This is a genomic window from Dysgonomonas sp. ZJ709 (genome assembly GCF_011039195.1).
GTDB lineage: Bacteria > Bacteroidota > Bacteroidia > Bacteroidales > Dysgonomonadaceae > Dysgonomonas.
Genome location: NZ_JAAKEM010000015.1, coordinates 46,947 through 65,549 on the forward strand (window position 1 = coordinate 46,947; position 18,603 = coordinate 65,549).

The following is an 18,603-nucleotide window of genomic DNA, read 5'->3' on the forward strand; positions in this document are numbered from 1 at the left end:
ATATGTTTTATCTCGAAGCTCATGATATTGTAAAGCAATATGGTGATTATACAGCTCTTAACGGTGTGACTCTGGAAGTGCCCCGCGGCTGTGTATATGGTTTACTTGGTCCCAATGGGGCAGGCAAATCTTCTCTAATCCGTATTATTAATAGAATAACAGCTCCCGATAATGGACATGTTCTTATCAATGGAAAACCATCTACCGGAGAAGATATCTTCAATATAGGTTATCTGCCCGAAGAAAGGGGTTTGTATAAGAAGATGAAAGTTGGAGAGCATATTATTTTCCTTGCCCGACTAAAAGGATTATCGAAAGATGATGCTAAAGAGAGAATGTTATACTGGCTTCAAAAGTTTGATATAGCTTCGTGGGAGAATAAGAAAGTCGAAGAGCTATCAAAAGGTATGCAGCAAAAGATACAGTTTATTGCAACTGTTATCCACGAGCCCGATCTGTTCATCCTCGACGAACCTTTCAGCGGATTCGATCCTGTAAATGCCGAATTGCTAAAGAACGAGATACTGGAATTGAAGGCAAAGGGTAAAACAATCATCCTTTCTACACACAATATGGAATCGGTCGAAGAGCTTTGCGATGAAATAACTCTGATCAATAAATCGAAAGTTGTTCTTCAGGGTAATGTTAAAGATATTCGTGCCCGATACAGAAAACACATATTCAAACTGCAAGTGGTAGGGGATAATTTTAATGTAGAATCATCGCACTTTGCAGTGCTTTCGCAAGCTACTGAAAAAGGTATAGTAGAAGTTCGTATTCAACGAAATGATGAAGCATCTAATTCTGATCTAATTCAGGAAGTAGCCTCTAAATACGAGATTCTGTCTTTTGAAGAAGAACTACCAACCATGAATGATATATTTATACAAATCGTATCAAAACCAGCAGAATGAAAGCATTAAAATTAATTATACATCGCGAATATACATCGAGGGTAAAGACGAAGGCTTTTATTCTTACTACCATATTAACCCCATTTTTATTTATAGCCGTTATAGCACTTCCGGCTTTACTGTCGTCGATGAACGAATCATCTATAAAAACGGTCTTTGTGATTGACAATACCGGATTATACGCTAATCTGTTCGAGCCGTCAGACACATATCAGTTTGTCCCGATTGATAATAGTACCAGTCAGGGGAAGATGGACGCTCTTTTGCAAATAGACGGCAATCTGTCCGAGAATCCGGCAGCAGTCACATTCTTGTCTGAGCAACAGCAACCACCGAGAGACTTGATCAGATATATAAATGATGTATTAACAGATGCTATCAGAGCTAAGAAAATAGAAAATTTTACAGCCGAAAATAATCTTGAACCGCAGATTGTGGTCAACTTGCAAAATATACTAAAATCGAAAGATCAGATTCAGATCAGAACAATGCGTTGGGATACGGAGGGTAAAAGTGCGGATACTTTGGGTGAAGTGGCATCCGTGGCAGGTATGGCATTTACGTTCTGTATGTTCTTTTTTATTATGATGTATGGATCGATGGTGATGCAAAGTGTTGTAGAAGAGAAAACGAATAGAATAATAGAGGTTATTATCTCATCAGTCAAGCCTTTCGACTTGATGATGGGTAAAATAATAGGTGTGGCTTTGACCGGACTGACTCAACTGATGATATGGTTAGGTGTCGGTATTGTAGCAATGTTGGGCATAAGCATTTTTATGGGAATACAAACTCCCGATATGAATTCTGCTGACATGCAACAAATGATGTCTATGATGAATAATAATCCTGAAATAGCTTCGGGGTTGGCCGGTTTGTTTAGCATCAATTGGTTTCAGGTTGTGGTTTGTTTTATTCTGTACTTTATCGGCGGTTATCTGCTGTTTGCATCTTTATTTGCCATGTTTGGTTCGGCAGCGAATGATTCGCAGGAAGCACAACAATTTATTACTCCTGTTATGGTAATTCTTATGGTAGCCTTTTATACAGGGTTTGCTGCGGCAAGTAATCCCGAAGGTTCTATTGCTTTCTGGTGTTCACTCATACCGTTTACTTCTCCTATTGTAATGATGGTGCGCACGCCATTCGAGATTCCGATATGGGAACTGGCTCTATCTATTGTATTGCTTTATGCAACTTCGATACTTATGGTGAAATTAGCGGCTAAGATTTATCGTACAGGAATACTGATGTATGGTAAGAAAGTTAGTTTTAAGGAATTATTTAAATGGTTAAGCTATAAATAAGATTATAACTTAATGTGGTTTGATATAAACCCTATATAAGTATGAGTTAGTTTCGTCCATTTTGTCATCCCGAACTGAAAGGAGGGATCTGTATACTACAACAAGGAAAGGTTGAGATCCCTCCTTTCAGTTCGGGATGACAAATGAGAGTAGAAATTTCATTATTCTTTATCTAGCAAACTCAAGTTAATTTAATATCATTAATAGCTTTTGCGCATTCATAACCTTCTTCATAGAGGGCTATTAATTTTTTAGTATTTTTCTCAATACGATCTACAATCATTGGCTTTTGTGGGCGTATAACAGAAATAACCCCTTCTTCTTCCAGCTTATCTACCAAATCTAGTTGAGAGTTGTATGACGCATTTCTGTTACTAAGAGCTTTTCTAACGGCAGGATATTTTTTGTATACGAATGAAGGTATTTTTATGTCTTTACTTGTTTTGCGATAGCCTTTATTGCGGGTCAATACAACAATGTTTTTTTTGTACCCTTGGTCTATAGCTCGCTCTATCGGTATAGAATTACATATGCCGCCGTCAAGCATTGGTATCTGATCTACATATGCAATGGGGCACATTATCGGCAGGCTACCCGATGCTTTTACAATGTCAATCACCCGTTCGGTACTCGATTTTTCTTCAAAGTAGTTCGACTCGCCTGTAAGGCAATTGGTTGTCACCATTTCAAAACGGTGGGGAGATTCAAAGTAAGTGTTGTAATCATAAGGGATAATATGATTGGGGAACTTATCGAAAAGCAGATCGAAATCCATAATGTTCCTTTTTCTGATAAAGTGCTTAATCCCTATGTATTTGTACTTTTCCAGTAAATCAATATTGCTGTATTTGGCTCTTCCCCGCTGGCGTGACATGAACGAAAGCCCGTTGCATGCTCCTGCTGAAACTCCTATCGTATAAGGGAAGTAGATGTCGTTGTCCATAAAATAGTCTAACACACCACACGTGAACACACCGCGCATCCCCCCGCCTTCCAGAACTAATCCTATATCTTTTGTATCAATCATATTAAGTTATTACTCAGTTATTGGGTTAATCTACTATAAAAAGAGTAGCACCATCTTTCGTGTAAGAGCGATGAGGGTTTACGTCGTCAGCAACCTGATAACTTGTGCCTGGATTAAGTGTAAATTTCCTCCCGTCAGATAATTCTGTAACTAAGGTGCCGCTTAAAACGAATAAAACATGCCCTCTGCTACACCAATGGTCAGCTAAATAATCAGGGGTGTATTCTACCATACGAACACGTATGTTCCCCATTTCAAAAGTCCGCCAGTAAGCCTCTCCTTGTATTCCCGGGTGTGTTGTTGGCGATACAGTACTCCAATCAATTGTACAAAATGGAACATCTTGAATTTTCATATCACAATCCTTCCAGTTTTTTATTTATATAAGTAACAGTTTATATTTTACAAATTTACCTTTGTAAATAATTTGCTGATTATAAGAATTTAAATGAGAATCAACAGCTTCGAAGGCGACGATTCTAGCTGACTTATTTCTGCATATTGCATTGTTTTTCCTTAAATAACTCGCTGCAAATCTATGGAATATTTCTTAAATGCATAGCATATATTTTTCTTTTATATATTTTATTCTCTTGGTTATACTTGAACGAAGCGAAGCATCTATATTTCAATATCTTTTGTATCTCAGGATGGTGAGAAAAAAGAATAAACAAAAAATATAGACGACTTCCAAATAAAGAAATGATTGTACGAAAGAGTATTTTGTTCTAACCCTTATTTGATATTAACCAATCTGACAGGTCCGATTAATCCCGACGATTGCAACGGTGAATCGGCTTTCCATGTATTTACTTCCAGCCACGTGTTCCGTTCAGCTTCGGGTAAACGTAAGTCTCCGATGAGGCGATTTACCCATGTGCTCGCAACCTCTATTTCGAGTGTATTATTGCCTTTTTTTGTGAACTTAGAAATATTCAAACGATAAGGTGCAGTCCATACACCTCCCACATATTGTCCGTTTACTTTTACTTTGGCCATTACACTCACTTTACCGAGATCGAGATATAATTCATCTTTAGGTTTTTCTTTCAGATTGAAACTGGTTGTGTATATCCCTGTTCCCGAATAATAGCGGATACGTTGATCGTCATGTTGAGACCAGTCGGTAAGTTTATTGAATGTAATAGTTTCCGCAGGTCCGCGTCTCACTTTATCCGATTCGAATTGAACTTTCCAAGGTGAATTTATAGTTTCTACCAATTGAGGATGTGGGTAGTTGGCTTCGATAGTCGATGCTGTCGGCTCCCCTTTTTGCTGGAATACAATAAATGCACTTTCTAGCGGTTCCAATTGTATTGGCACAGTTGTTATTCCTTTCACCGAACTGAAAGCAGGCAATAAACGGGTGGTGCCGTTTACTGCATCCCATAACTCGGGTTGCATGCCATCTACTCTGAATTTCGGATTTATCTGTATGCGTTCCTCACTTTGATTGGTGATAAAATAAATTTCATTGCCATCCACAGTACGATGATTATATAGTACCGGATCACTATCGTTAAACCTACAATCGGGTGCAACTTTTAATATATCTAAAGCTTCGGTCATACTCATGTCCGTCAGGATCGTTCCTTTGCCATATCTGCGCTGTTTTACGGCGATACTTCCCCACATATTGGATGCCATCTGTTTTATTTCCTGATCGGCTTTAGGGTATCTTTCCATACTTGGTGAATAGCTAGGCGGAGGACCAAGTACGGTAGCTCCATTGGCAACTAATTGCTCTATTTTACTCAATATTTCAGGACGCATTGTTTCTAGCTTTGGCAATACGAGTATGCGGTATGATGTTCCGTGAGGTAGAACCAAGCGTCCTTCTTTTACTTGTAGGTCGCGTAAGATAACTTCTCCATTAATATAATCGAAAGAATATCCTTTGGGTAATTCGGGGTCACGAATTCCTGTCATTTTTGGCGCATCGTCTCCGATATAATAAGCTACATCGGCTACATTTAACCCTTGTTGAAGCATAAAATTGCTACGTTTAAGATAATTCACGAATAAATCCATGTGATTAAACCACGTGTTTTTTCGGTTAAATTCATTTCCAAACCAGGCATTCATTCCCGGATCTTTATCTTCGTGTGCCTGTTGAATATAAACATGTAAAAGCGTATTGTTTATACCCTCTGTAAACGACCAGTCTCCACGTTTTTTCATCGTAGCAGGATAACGGCTAAAGACATTGTTTGCACAGGTAAACGATTCTGCCGATACCTTGCTTTTTCCATAGATATGCGCAGATGACGATGCAGCACGATTCTCTATATCGCCTAAATCGCCTTCGCTCCAGAATTCACCGCCAATTTCGTCCGATTGTCCGCCATATTGCAGAAATTCGCCGGGAAATCCCCAGTGACCATAATTTTCCAGCCACGTGGTAAGCCCATGTTGGTGACTTATTTTTCGAAGACCGCCTACATAGTCGTACGAAACTTTATCTGCTATCAGACGTCGTAAATCCCATAGAAAACGATCGGATAAATCCTGACTTCCAATGGTGTACCCTTTGAAAACAGGCAGATAAGGAAGTGGATCGTAACCGTATCGTTGTTCAAATTCTTTAAGGAAATCATCAGTAAAGTTCTGTCCACCTGTTTCATAACTATCCTGAACTACTACTTTCCAGGACTTACGGTCAGCAGCAGGAATACGCTTTATTATTTCTCCCATAAAAGCATCGAAGTGACTTGCCACATGCTCCTTACTCATTTTGTCAATTTCACGACCTTCTCCTTCGGGTGAAGCGGGGGCATTGACTACTCCTGTTGGAGCCATTCCTGTTCGCATAATAATCCAATCGCCCTTTGGTACACTCCATATAAGAGTGCCATCGGCCGACATATACGAGGATATATCCTGTATCTGCTCAGGCTTAACCAAACCCGCAGGATCATAAATCAATGGTTGTGGTTCCCACAAATACTCATCCCAATAGGGTAGTGGTGATTGAAACATCTTTGCTAATGTTTTCTCAGCATACCGTTCTACGATAGGGGTCGGAGAAAGAATAATGTCAGATATCTCGACATCTTTATTCATCTTGTTAAAAACAATGCGGAACTCAAAACTGCTGACTTCGGGTAAAGATATTGCAATGGGTGCAAAAGGCATAAATCCGACATTAAGAGCCGGGTTTGTCCTATTTATATTAAACTTTCTTATTGTATGAAATTTATCACCATCTTTTATTTGCAATTCACACTCTGCATGAATATTTCCCTTAGGATAAATAACTAAACTTCGTGCAATAGATTTTTGCGGTAGAACTACATCTATATATTCTTCACTGTTAGCAAATGCAAATCGTGCCGAATTGTTTAAAACTAACGGTGCAACTACATTATCCGAAATTTTTATTTTAGCGCTTGGTATATCTAGCAGATTCTGACGGTAACCGGGGCTAACCGGCCATGCAAGAACTTTCACATCTTCAAATTCGTCAGTTGGTTGTTCCAACTTCTGTGTTAGTTTTCGCGGACCTTTTACTTGTAGTTCGGACGATGCTAAATAGCGCATCGACTGTTCTGTTTTTATCCAGGGACCACCAGATTGACTCCATCCCGGACCATTAAAAATACCTATCTCGATACCTAATTCAGTTGCTGTTTTAAGTGCCGTGTGCATAACCTCCCACCATTCATCAGAAAAGAGTTTTATATTCCCGTAAGCATTAGCTTGATCACCTATATTGCCGATGAAAGCACGGTTGATACCCACTTTTTTCATCGATTGCAGGTCTTTCACAACAGCCTCTTTCGAGATATTGTCGTTGATCCAGTACCAATATACACTGGTCTGTATGGTATCGGGAGGAGTTATAAATCCATTTTTCACAGGAGCAAAATCTTTTCCTGATGCAGGCTCTATGTATGAAGACAGGATCAGAAAGCTCATTACTACTATCACAGACGATCTAAGTAGTTTATTCATATTATTAGTGTATTTAATGATATTTTCATAGTTAACGGGGGCGAAATCCTATATCGCAAATTAGCTTATCTAATTGTTGTAACTATGTATTTTTTGATAAAAAAACTTTGATAAATGATATTAAATTCAGATTATCCTTTGAAGTCTCCTTGACTATTTAAAAGGCTTTCTCTTTGTTTTTTACACTCTCTGTCATGCTGAACGATAGTTAAAGCATCTCGCAACCGAGATACTTCGTTCCTTAGGATGACAAAATAATACGAAAAACAAAAAGTCAAGAGAGCTTCTTTGTAAAATGAAAAACTGTATTCCGATTACTTTCAAAATACAGTTTTGTCGAATATTACATTCGGATATCATACCTTGATTTAATATTCAAGTTCTAATACGCCTCCTTTTTCTGCTATGTCGTTATGATTAATTCTGAAATCAGAAATAACAGAATTGTTAAATCGTACTTGTTTGATTGGGCTGGTAGGCGATAGTTTATTGATTGATTTTATAATCAATTTCTTACCCTTGCCTACTTGAATGGTAACAGTCTCGAAGTTTGGAGAAGTTATTTCATAGAATGGTTCTCCGACAACCAGAGGGAAAAGCCCCATTGAAGCAAATACATACCAGGCACTCATCGTTCCGTCATCTTCATCCATTTCAAACAAATAGCCTTCGGGTTTGGCGCTAAATACTCTACCATGGCGAGGCTCGGGATATTCAGCATTACCGCCATAGATATGCTTCATGTCGGTATTTAAGATATTGTAGGCAACCTGTTGACCTTTTTCGGGCTGTCCAAGTCTGTTAAATATAAATGGGGCGTGAATGCCCGGTTCGTTACCTTGGTTATTAAGGCTGTTTTGGAAAAAGTAGTCTAATTGTTTTGCCAGAACCTCCTTGCCACCAACACTTTCTGCCATTTCATCCAGATATTGGGGAAGAGCCCAGCGATATTGCCAGCGTGTACCTTGATATAAACCACTACCTTTCATTTTCGTATATGTATCATCCACATTTTTGAAATCTTTTTCCCATGCTGTAAGAAAGATGTCTTTTGACTTCTTTGCATACATATCTGCATCGGCAGTTTCGCCAAGTATTGCCGCAACTTTAGACATGGCCCAAAGGTCGATAGATGTTTCAAAAGCTTGATCGGGACGTTCGGTTTTAAGCGTTTCCATTTCGGCTTTCATACCGGCATATGCTCCTTTCAGATCGATATTTGGAATTCCTTTGTTATAAGCATCCAATAAAACAACTATACTATGTTCTGTGCGTACAGTCGGTGTAGATTCGAAATCTGTAGCCCAGTCTTTCTTTCCGTACATGAATAGCTTGCAAAGAGAATTGCTGATGTCTTTCATTGCGGGAGCATCGAGCAAAGTAATCAGAGGAAATTTAGTGCGGTACGAATCCCACATCGACCATGAACTATAATAGATGAAATCCTCGGCCTTACGTATTTTACCGTCTGTTCCAAGATATTTGTTGTTCCATGATGTGGTATTTGCAGGGCTTAAAAATACTCTGTACAAAGAAGTGTAAAACAGGGTTTTATTTTCTTCGCTTCCTCCCGTTACATCAATTTTAGATAATACATTATCCCATGCTGATGTTGCTTGTTTCTTTATTTTGTCAAAACTGTTATATGTCTGAAATATATTTTCTTCTTTGGCTGTTTCAGTATTGATCGGAGAGATGGCAATTCTTACTTCAAGCGGTTTTTTATCAGCTTTGCCAAAAGCGAGTTCGATTCCTTTGTCTGTTTCTGCCGTAATTCCGAATGGCTTGCTGGTAGTCATACTAAAGTATAATTTGTATGCTCCGTGATCGCAGGTATTACCTGCTTGAATGTATCCTCTTATCTCATTTGCAGAGATTATTTCATAACTACTATCTAAAATTTTGGTAAAGGAAGATGCTACATTAAATGTGAGGAATGTTTCTTCATTTTTTGGGAACGAATATCTTTGGAATGCAATATTTTTAGTTGCAGTAAATTCAGCTATTACACCATTGTTGAGAGCTACAGTATAATATCCCGGTATTGCCGATTCAGTCTTCTTCACAATCCGTAAAGTATCTGTTTGTCTTCCCGGTTTCATACTGAAATTACCTCCTGCACCACTACAACCAATTCCCGACAGGCGGTTAACGGAAAATCCGGATATCTGATCAACATTATAATCGTACCCGCTGTGGCTGCGAGGGTCGGAGTCGGGGGCAACTCGTACCATCCCGTAGGGTACACACGCCGCAGGATCTACCTGACCATTGTCTCCGGCTGTACCGATAAATAGGTCTACATATTTACTTTTCTGAGCAAACGAAAGCGATGCACTTGAGAATAAAAAGATGAAGATAAGAGCTTTAAATGCTACAGTGCAAGATGTTTTAGGTTTTTTCATGATGATTGATAAATTTGAAAAGTAAAAGTAGGAAAAAATGTTAACCCTTCGAAGCTTTCAGTCGAAATATAAAGGGGTATAGCCTTTAAATAATTCAACTCTTCTGTGGTAATATCAGAAGAGTTGAATAAATGTATTATCAGAGTTTAAACCGATAAACAAAGCGATATATGAATAAATAATAGAACGTATTTATATTTCATTTAGAGCCTTTCCAACTCTCCCAAGGAGAATGCTGCTCCTTCTCTTGGGGACTTTTGTCTCTTTGTAATCCTTTCTCTTTGTCATCTCGAAACGTAGTGAGGGATCTCAACTCTGCTATAAGGAAATAGATTCCTCCTTTCAGTTCGGAATGACAGAGAGATTAACACATTATTCATCCACAAACCCTCTTTGATTTTTCTTCTTTAGGAGAAATCAAAGAGGGCTTTTACTTTTACAAGGATGACTTATAAATAAGTCAGAGTTCTTAAGTCTTTCTTATTTTCGGCTTAATTTTAACGAGTGTTTACCAGCTTCTAATTTTATAACCTGTTCTCCTTTTATATCTTCCGGTAAATATAAAGTCGCACTGCTATTCGCAGGGATTTCGATATTATAAGTGATATTTTTCTTTTTACGTTCCCATTGTGAAACAATCATGCCATAAGGCGAACGGTGTTTGGTTTCAGATTGAGTTAATCCTTCTACAAAGTTCGGACGAAGGATGATATGTTTAAATCCGGGTTGCTCCGGATCGGGTTTTATACCGCCTAATCCTTTGAAAAACCAGCCTCCTATTTCGCCAAACATCATATGATTGTCTGATATATCGCGTTCCGCTTTAAGATCCCAGTTCTCAAGAAGCGTTGTTGCTCCGTTTGCAATCCACCATCCCCACGAAGGGTATGTGTCTTGTGCAGCTACTTTATAAGCAGTCTCGGCCTGTCCGTTTTCACTCAAAGCATTTAGTATAGCTTTCGCTCCCAATACACCTACATCCAAGTGAAATCCGGCTTCTTCTACTTTCTTAGCAAGATTTTGCGCCACCTTAATTTTTAATTCTTCGGGAACAACACCCCATTGTAATGGAACACTTAATTCCGTTTGAGTTCCGCTTGCATAGATGCCTGTCTCTCTATTGAGGTATTTTGCATTTACAGCATTTTTTATTTTTTCTGCTAATGCCGTGTAATGTACATAGTCGTCTTGCTTGCCGAATAATTTAGCAGCTTTAGCTAATATTGTCGCATCCACATAATAATATATAGATGAGGTAAGTTCTTTTGATGAACGCGATTTAACAGGTACCCAGTCACCTCTGCCCCATGAAGTCAAACCATCGGGACTCGTGCGGTCTACATAGTTGACATACCTTTTTATGTTTTCATAGCAATCGGCAAGTAATTTGCTGTCACCATAGAACATATATACTTCCCATGGTATAATAGCAATTGTACTTGTCCAATCCAATCCGTTCTCGGTGCCGTATCCCCAGCCACCTGTCGGGATGATATCCGGAAGAACACCATTTGGTTGCTGTTCGTCGCGGTGGTCAGCAAGCCATTTTTCGTAAATGGTAATACCATCGAAATTATATAATGCTGTTTCTATAGCAAAATGTCCGTCGCCTGTCCATCCGTTTTTCTCACGTTGAGGGCAATCAGTAGGAAATCCCATTAAATTTGACAGATAGGCATTGTTTGTGGCCCACCATAATTTGTTTACAAGTTGGTTCGATGTTTTGATTTCTCCTACAGGAGCAACATCACTGTGCATAAAGTAGCCTGTAATACTATTTATATCTAGTTTAACAGGTTTACTGCTGGTTACCTCTACGTATCGGAATCCTTTGTAGTTGAATTTCGCCATGAATTCATCCTCTCCATTTCCGCTTAATGTAAGGATATCGGTTTGGAATGGATCTTTGTCGTCTTTCGGACGGTGATATACATCTATGTTAGACATATCTATATGACCATTTTCGTATAAGCGTTCGCCATGTTTAATTCTAACGACTGTTCCCTCTTCACCTGATACTTTGATTTTTGTAACACCGGCTATATTTCTTTGCAGATCGAAAATGTAAGTGCTATCGTTCAGTTGTTTGATAGTTTTAGCAGGTATCGTTTCCACATTGCGGATCGGTTGCATTTGTTGTGAAAATATATTCTGAGATGGTGCACCTCTATAGCCCACACCTCTCCATTGCGAATCGTCAAACGAAGGAGTGTTCCATCCTTTTTGTTCTAAACGTGCGTCGTAATGTTCGGCTGTATATATACTATTGAATACAACTGCGCCCGATGATGTCTTCCAGTCTCTTTCTGTTGGTATAACTTCAACAGACCCATCGGTGTAAGTAATGCGTAAGTCCATGCAAAATGTAGGACGGTTACGCCACGGAGCTTTGTCGAAATCCCATACTCCTATCGATTGATGATTATACCATCCGTTACCAAGCAATACACCGATTGCATTTTTGCCTTGCTGCAACTGTTTTGTTACATCGTAGGTTACATACAATGTTCTTCTGTCGAAGCGTGTGTACATGGGGTCGAGTCGGTGGTTGCCTATCTTCTCTCCATTTATATATAACTCGTATAATCCTGCAACGGCAATATATGCACGTGCCGATTTAACTGTTTTCTTTGTATCGAATGTCTTTCTGAAATAAGGTGCCGGTTTATAATCGATACCTCTTTGGTCGCCAATCCATGCGCCTTGCCAGTTTTTCATACCCATCATTCCTGTTTCGAATGCTGTAACATCCGATTGAGCTAATTGTCCGTCCTTATCCCATACGTTTACCTTCCAGTAGTAGCGTGTAAAAGGATTTAATTCTTTGCCGGCATAAGTAACGAGTATGGCATCTGAATTTTTCTTCTTTGAATCCCACGTGTTTCCCTGCCCGTTTACCACCGCCATTGAGTCGGTTCCTACAATCAATTGATAGGCAGTTTGTGCTGCTCCTAGTCGGCTATCGTCTATCATCCACGACAATCGGGGGGTAGGGGTATCCACACCAAGTGGGCTTGTAAGGTGTTCGCAGCTCAGATTTTCAGGCTTGCAAACTGTTCCTGTCTGTGCAATCAAAAGATTGGCAGACATTGCTAAAATAATAGCTAGTAAATAAGTTCTCACCATATTAATATTTAGAGGTTAAATAGATTAGTCGATAGAGATTGTCCGGATAAACTGGATTTAAAGGTAATAATTAAATTAATATCCAGAGTTTTGTTTCAATATTCAAAATTTGATATTGCATGTATTTTATTCAAATAAGGATAAAATGTCTCTACAATAAACAAAAGTAATCTATCGATAATAATATAGTATTGAGTAAAATGATTTAGATACTTGAAAAATTGACAGTGAAAAGATGTGGAGTGCCGAATGCTGCTGTCATTTTAATTGTAGAAGCTTGTATAGCTCAGTTAAGAGCTATTTTTTCAGAATAAAAAATCCGCAGAAACCACCAGTATAAACCGATAATTTCTGCGGATATAAAAATATGCATCAATAACCTGGGTTCTGTGTCAATTTACTGTTTATTTGAAGTTCGCGGTATGGCAACGGGAAAATCAAACGCTCTTTTGTCACATTGTATGCTCTTGCCTCAATGTAAGGATAGAGAGCTTTCATTTTCACTCCATAAGCATTCATCACCGTGATTGCTTCGCCTGTGCGAATAAGATCGTGCCAGCGTTTGTTTTCGAAAGCAAATTCATGACGACGTTCATCTGCTACAACTTTTGCCGTTACAGCCGTAACATCTGCCAATCCTGCTCGCTTGCGCACTTCGTTAACATAAGGAATGGCTTCACTTGCACGGTTTTGTTCAACCAAGCATTCTGCTAATGATAAGTATACATCTGCATAGCGATATACCGGCCAGTTATCATCCGTATTATCTATTTTGGCATGCGGATTTCTATATTTGTTTACGAAATAGCAATACGATGGATAATTCGCAATTTCCGGATCTCCTACTTTCAATACAGCATCTATTCTCATAATACCACTTTGTGTATCTGTTTTCCCAACTGCTACAGCAATAGATCTGTCAAGACGCTTGTCTCCCGCTTCGTACGAATTTACCATTTCTTGCGTTGGTATTACATATCCTCCGTTACTGGTATTGTTACTACCGGCTACCCCTGTAATGGCTTTCCCATCGTTGGTCAGAGGCATCATTCTGTATATAAAGCTACTTTGTTGTCCGTCGTCACCTTGTTTGAACTGTACCTCAAATATCGACTCTTTGCTATTTTTGTAATTAGGGTCAAACAAGTCGGTATAATCTATCAGGCTATAGCCCATTTTAGTAATCTCTTTCAACAAAGTTTCAGCTTTGGCATAATCGCGCGTCGGTTTTGTCATCAGTACTCTGGCTAACAACATTTTTGCCGATCCTTTACTTGCTCTTCCCGATTGTTTTCCTTTATCATTGAAAGTCGGATTACTTAGCATTCTTTCTGCATCTTCGAGGTCTGCAACAATTTGAGCATATACCTCTTCTACACTCGATCGAGGTAAGAAGGCTTTGTCGTCTCCACTCTCTACTATTTGGAGATTAAGAGAAACACCACCGTAATATCTTACTAATTCAAAGTAAAAATAGGCTCTAAGGAATTTGGCTTGTCCTTCTATTTTATTGTTGAATTCTTCGGAGAAACTTTTCTCGTGAAGACGTTGTATTACAGTATTTGCTTTGGCTATACCCGAAAAACAATCGTTGTAAAACTGGTTTGTAAGGGGATTTATAGCATCGTCGGTAAAATCGGCGATGTCTTCTGCCGGGCGCTGTCCGCGATCTACTTCGTTGCGCACATAATGCGCATTGTCTGACCTTTCTTCTCCCATCAGGAATCCTGATTTTCCGACTGTCGATCTTACGGCTTCGTAAACACCGGCTGTTGCCCGTTCAAATTGGTCTTCTGTCTGGAAAAAAGTTTTGTCGGACAGGTTACTCTCCGGGCTTAAATCCAGAAAACTATCTGAACATCCGAAAAGTAAGAGGACAGAAGTTATATATATACTAATTCGTTTTTTCATAATGTTTCTTTTAATGAAATTCATTTATTTATATGACATTATTGCAACTAATAATTGCTTTAACTTTAGAATGTTATGTTACATCCGATGCTAAAGATACGTGGTACAGGGTATGTCGTTCTGTCAATACCTAGTCCTTGCCAGCTACGTGTTGCGCTTCCTGAGTCGTATATGCCGATTTCAGGATTCAAACCTTTATATTTAGTGAAAACAGCTAGTTGCTGAGCAGTCAGGAATACCCTGGCTTTAGATATATAATCGTTAGGTTTGAACTGGAAAGTATAGCCTAATGTTACATTCTTTATTGCCAGATATGAAGCATCAGATACCCAATGCGAGTTGGCAAAACGATATAATTCGGTTGTTCCTGATTTGGTTCTCGGTACTAAACCGTTACCCGGATTCTCGAGAGAACGCCAGCGATCAGCTACGTATTTTCTTACGTTGAATACACCATCAAGGTTTTCTGTGTCCTCGTAGTTGGCATTCATAACATCTCCACCTACTTGTCCTGAAATAAGGATACTTAAGTCGAAGTTTTTGTAGTAAAATTCATTCGTAATACCATAAATAAAATCAGGGTTAGGATCTCCGATAATTGTGCGGTCGCCTTCGAATGTGATTTCGCCGTCACCATCTATATCTCTCATTTTGGCTGTTCCTACATCAGAAGTCGCGTATTTTGGACTATTGTTAAAATCTTCCTGAGTCATGTACACTCCGTCGTAAATAAATCCAACGAAAACGCCGATTGGTTGTCCTACTTGTAGGCGGTTGAAATCGCTGTCTTTTCCGTAAGCGCCAATAGGTGTATTGTTTGTTCCCAGTTTTAATATTTTGTTTTTATTAATGGACAAGTTGAAGTTTGTAGTCCATTTAAAAACACCGTCTATATTTCTTGAGATAACAGTGAATTCATGTCCCCACGATTTGAAATCTCCCACATTTGAATCGATTTTGCTGAATCCTGTCGAAGTCGGTATATCTATCTGATAAAGCATTCCATCGGTTCTTTTGTGATAATAGTCATACATTACATAGATGCGATCATTGAGGAATCCAAAATCTACACCGATGTCGAATTGCTTGTTTTCTTCCCATGTAAGTTTATTGTTTCCGATACGTTTCAATGCCTGTCCTGACACTAAAGCATCATCAAATACATAATTTTTATTCTCTAACTCGGCAATGTGGTTATAGTTACCGATATTGTAGTTTCCTGTTATCCCATAGCTGGCACGGAGTTTTAGATAATTCATAGTTCTGGTAAGCGGTTCCATAAACGATTCGTCAGACACGATCCATCCAGCCGAAATAGATGGGAAATTGGCATATTTATTCCCTGAACCGAAGCGAGAACAACCATCTCTACGTATTGTGGCTTGTAGTAAATAACGATCCATAAAACTATAATTAACACGGCCGATCATTGAGGCTAAAGCCCAGCTATTGGTGCTGTTCGTGTTTTTTGAACCTCCTTTTGTCGCAGCTCCATCTATCCAAGGAATTTCGTCATCGGGATAGTCTGATCCGTATAGCGAGCTACCTTCCCATGTCGATTTTTGAGCACTGTAACCTGCTAATAAGTTTAACTTATGCTTTTCTGAAAACGTTTTGTCGTAAGTCAACATATTTTCAACAGTCCAGTTGTAGTTGAAGCCTGTGTGATATTCTCCGCTGGCCTTCCATGGCGGGGTCGAATTCCAGTTGCCGGCAGATGTCGAAGGGTTAAATACGCGACGATTATTACTTGATATATCGGCTCCAGCTTGTAGCTTATATTTAATTCCATCCCAGATATCCAGTTCTGCAAAGAAGTTATTGAGCACTGTAAATGTTTTATTTTTATCAGTTCTTTCTTGCATTTTTCGAACCCAGTTTACCTGATTAAATGCTCCGGGAGCATTAATAGATTCTCTAAGATTTCCATCTTCATCATACGGACCTACGATTGGAGGTGCTTCGATGGCAGCACCCAAAATATTACGGTGACCATCCACTCCCTGATTATTACCGATTACGAATGTAGGCGCTATATTTAATCCTAGTTTTAATCTTGGATTTACCTGATAATCGATGTTGGCACGTAAAGAAGCGCGTTGAAATCCGGTGTTGATCATAACTCCATCTTGGTTGAAGTAACCGAGGAATACCGCAGCGTTGAATTTGTCTTTTCCTGTTGTAACGCTTAAGCTATAGTTTTGAACAGTGGCATCACGGGTCAATTCGTCATACCAGTTTGTTCCTTCACCATAGATCGAAGGGTTTTGATATTCCGTAGGAACACCGCCGGTGTATCCTTCATATTTTGCTTTGTCTTCGTAAAACTCTTTTTTGTACTGAGCATATTCTTGTCCGTTCATCACATCGGGTTTCTTTAACCCTCTTAAGGTTTGAATACCATACGATGCATTGAAACTGACGTCGGTTTTGCCTGCTTTTCCTCTTTTGGTTGTGATAAGTACCACACCATTCGCTGCGCGTGATCCGTAGAGTGATGTTGCAGAAGCGTCTTTCAATATAGAGAAAGACTCAATTTCATCCGGATTTATATTATTAATTCCTGATGTGATCGGCATTCCATCTACTACGTATAATGGTTCGTTACCACTGTTAACTGATGCAGCACCACGTATACGGATAGTCATTCCTTGTCCCGGTTGACCCGATACTTGATTGATCTGAACACCGGCGACCTGTCCTTGTAATTTTTGTGCTACCTGTCCCACAGGGAAGTCGCGTAGAGTACTACCATCTACTTTCGATATGGCTCCGGTTACATCTCTTTTCTTTTGTGTTCCGTAGCTGACTACGATTACTTCATCCAAGAGACGGGTGTCTTCTACGAGTGATACATCGACAGTCGACTGGGGTCCGAGAGGAATTTCTCTTGTCGAATATCCGATAAACGAGAATACAAGTGTTGCTCTTTCTCCACTGATTCGGATCGAGTAATTACCATCGATGTCAGTGACCGTTCCGTTTGTAGTTCCTTTCTCTACAACACTAACTCCGGTAAGAACTTCACCTGAATTATCTTTCACATTTCCTGTGATGATTCGTTGTTGTTGGGTTGCTTGCGTGTGGTTGTCCTCGGCGTAGGTAGTGAGGGAAACCGCAAATAGCAAAACGATTGTAAGTTTGATAGCCAGAAGATTGGGGAAATGCGTATCCCTGAATCCTTTTAGCAAAAGATACAAATCTTTGTTTTTCATAGCGTTTTTAATTAATGTGTTTTTATGAATGTTTCACTTCAAAGTTGCCCGGGCAAAAGGCTCGCAGGGCATTCAAATTGGGTTGGTAATGGTTTAATGTTACATAAGCAGAAGTTTTAGTCAGAAATTGAATTATTTAAATGTATCCCTAGCTAGGTAGATGTTTGTTATACTTAAAATATAGACAGAATATTTATGAAAAATCCGTCTTATGGATAGAATAAATTTTGCAATATTATGCCTATACGCCTGCTTTTGTATTACTCTCTCAAAATGCAGCTAACCTCCAAATTTTCAGAAGAAAAAAGGTGTTTAAAGTGACTGCTTTTGTCTATTATTTAGCATAAAGGTATAGGTGTGTTTTAATATGAATTTACATTGATTAGTAATAGATTTAATACTTAAATCTAATTTATTACAATTAGATTTACAGCTAGCTTTCACCTTTTGCACAAGAATCTTGTTATGGTGGAGCTGTATAAAATGATACAATGTATTTTTCGTTGCACTTCAACGATGAAAAGTGTAAACCTTTCATATTCGACAAAAGTAGTTGATTGAAGGTAATGCGTATTGTATAAAATGATTTATATACTTTGAAAAATGACAGTGAGTTTTATGGCTGTTCTATCTCTTCACCTATTTATCTCAAATAGATATAGAGCTGTATTGTAGCTAAAACTGTAAGGCTTTTATTCGATGTAATAAAGGACTTTTATAAGTTAAATCTTACAATGTTTTTTG

General features: G+C 38.9%; 9 protein-coding genes. 2 read left to right on the forward strand and 7 right to left on the reverse strand.

All coding sequences use genetic code 11. The annotated features are described in order from the left end of the window. Positions 1-2: 2 nt before the first annotated feature. Together G7Y56_RS11445 and G7Y56_RS11450 are read left to right on the forward strand one after the other, a co-directional pair. Positions 3-914 (forward strand): ABC transporter ATP-binding protein, encoded by a 912-nt coding sequence (locus tag G7Y56_RS11445; RefSeq protein WP_165043551.1) that lies wholly within the window; start codon positions 3-5, stop codon positions 912-914. Next, the gene (locus G7Y56_RS11450; RefSeq protein WP_165043553.1) at positions 911-2,221 is read left to right on the forward strand and encodes an ABC transporter permease; all 1,311 of its coding nucleotides are present in this window, start codon (positions 911-913) and stop codon (positions 2,219-2,221) included. Before G7Y56_RS11445 ends, G7Y56_RS11450 begins: the two co-directional genes overlap by 4 nt. 181 nt (positions 2,222-2,402) lie before the next feature. Here G7Y56_RS11450 and G7Y56_RS11455 read toward each other — a convergent pair whose 3' ends face one another. The 7 genes from G7Y56_RS11455 to G7Y56_RS11485 form a co-directional block, all read right to left on the reverse strand. Further along, entirely contained in the window at positions 2,403-3,248 is an 846-nt protein-coding gene (locus tag G7Y56_RS11455) for a patatin family protein (RefSeq protein WP_165043555.1), read from the reverse strand. A 25-nt stretch (positions 3,249-3,273) separates the two neighbouring features. After that, positions 3,274-3,603 (reverse strand): DHCW motif cupin fold protein, encoded by a 330-nt coding sequence (locus G7Y56_RS11460; protein ID WP_165043557.1) that lies wholly within the window; start codon positions 3,601-3,603, stop codon positions 3,274-3,276. Between the two features lie 380 nt (positions 3,604-3,983). Beyond that, positions 3,984-7,202: a glycosyl hydrolase gene (locus tag G7Y56_RS11465; RefSeq protein ID WP_165043559.1), complete on the reverse strand. Its 3,219-nt coding sequence runs from the start codon at positions 7,200-7,202 to the stop codon at positions 3,984-3,986. 368 nt (positions 7,203-7,570) lie between these two features. Then, positions 7,571-9,607 (reverse strand): glycoside hydrolase domain-containing protein, encoded by a 2,037-nt coding sequence (locus G7Y56_RS11470; RefSeq protein WP_165043561.1) that lies wholly within the window; start codon positions 9,605-9,607, stop codon positions 7,571-7,573. 480 nt (positions 9,608-10,087) lie between these two features. After that, positions 10,088-12,733, reverse strand: a complete 2,646-nt coding sequence (locus G7Y56_RS11475; RefSeq protein WP_165043562.1) for a glycoside hydrolase family 78 protein — start codon at positions 12,731-12,733, stop codon at positions 10,088-10,090. A 372-nt stretch (positions 12,734-13,105) separates the two neighbouring features. Then, entirely contained in the window at positions 13,106-14,644 is a 1,539-nt protein-coding gene (locus G7Y56_RS11480) for a RagB/SusD family nutrient uptake outer membrane protein (RefSeq protein WP_165020254.1), read from the reverse strand. Positions 14,645-14,709: 65 nt separating this feature from the next. Then, positions 14,710-17,859, reverse strand: coding sequence for a TonB-dependent receptor (locus G7Y56_RS11485; protein WP_165043564.1), 3,150 nt, complete (start codon positions 17,857-17,859; stop codon positions 14,710-14,712). Between the last annotated feature and the right edge of the window lie 744 nt (positions 17,860-18,603).

What these genes read in the sequence shown, in the direction of transcription:
- G7Y56_RS11450 (WP_165043553.1), top strand. Translation starts at nt 911, where the DNA reads ATGAAAGCATTAAAATTAATTATACATCGCGAATATACATCGAGGGTA.
- G7Y56_RS11465 (WP_165043559.1), bottom strand. Translation starts at nt 7,202, where the DNA reads ATGAATAAACTACTTAGATCGTCTGTGATAGTAGTAATGAGCTTTCTG.
- G7Y56_RS11485 (WP_165043564.1), bottom strand. Translation starts at nt 17,859, where the DNA reads ATGAAAAACAAAGATTTGTATCTTTTGCTAAAAGGATTCAGGGATACG.
- G7Y56_RS11445 (WP_165043551.1), top strand. Translation starts at nt 3, where the DNA reads ATGTTTTATCTCGAAGCTCATGATATTGTAAAGCAATATGGTGATTAT.
- G7Y56_RS11475 (WP_165043562.1), bottom strand. Translation starts at nt 12,733, where the DNA reads ATGGTGAGAACTTATTTACTAGCTATTATTTTAGCAATGTCTGCCAAT.
- G7Y56_RS11480 (WP_165020254.1), bottom strand. Translation starts at nt 14,644, where the DNA reads ATGAAAAAACGAATTAGTATATATATAACTTCTGTCCTCTTACTTTTC.
- G7Y56_RS11455 (WP_165043555.1), bottom strand. Translation starts at nt 3,248, where the DNA reads ATGATTGATACAAAAGATATAGGATTAGTTCTGGAAGGCGGGGGGATG.
- G7Y56_RS11460 (WP_165043557.1), bottom strand. Translation starts at nt 3,603, where the DNA reads ATGAAAATTCAAGATGTTCCATTTTGTACAATTGATTGGAGTACTGTA.
- G7Y56_RS11470 (WP_165043561.1), bottom strand. Translation starts at nt 9,607, where the DNA reads ATGAAAAAACCTAAAACATCTTGCACTGTAGCATTTAAAGCTCTTATC.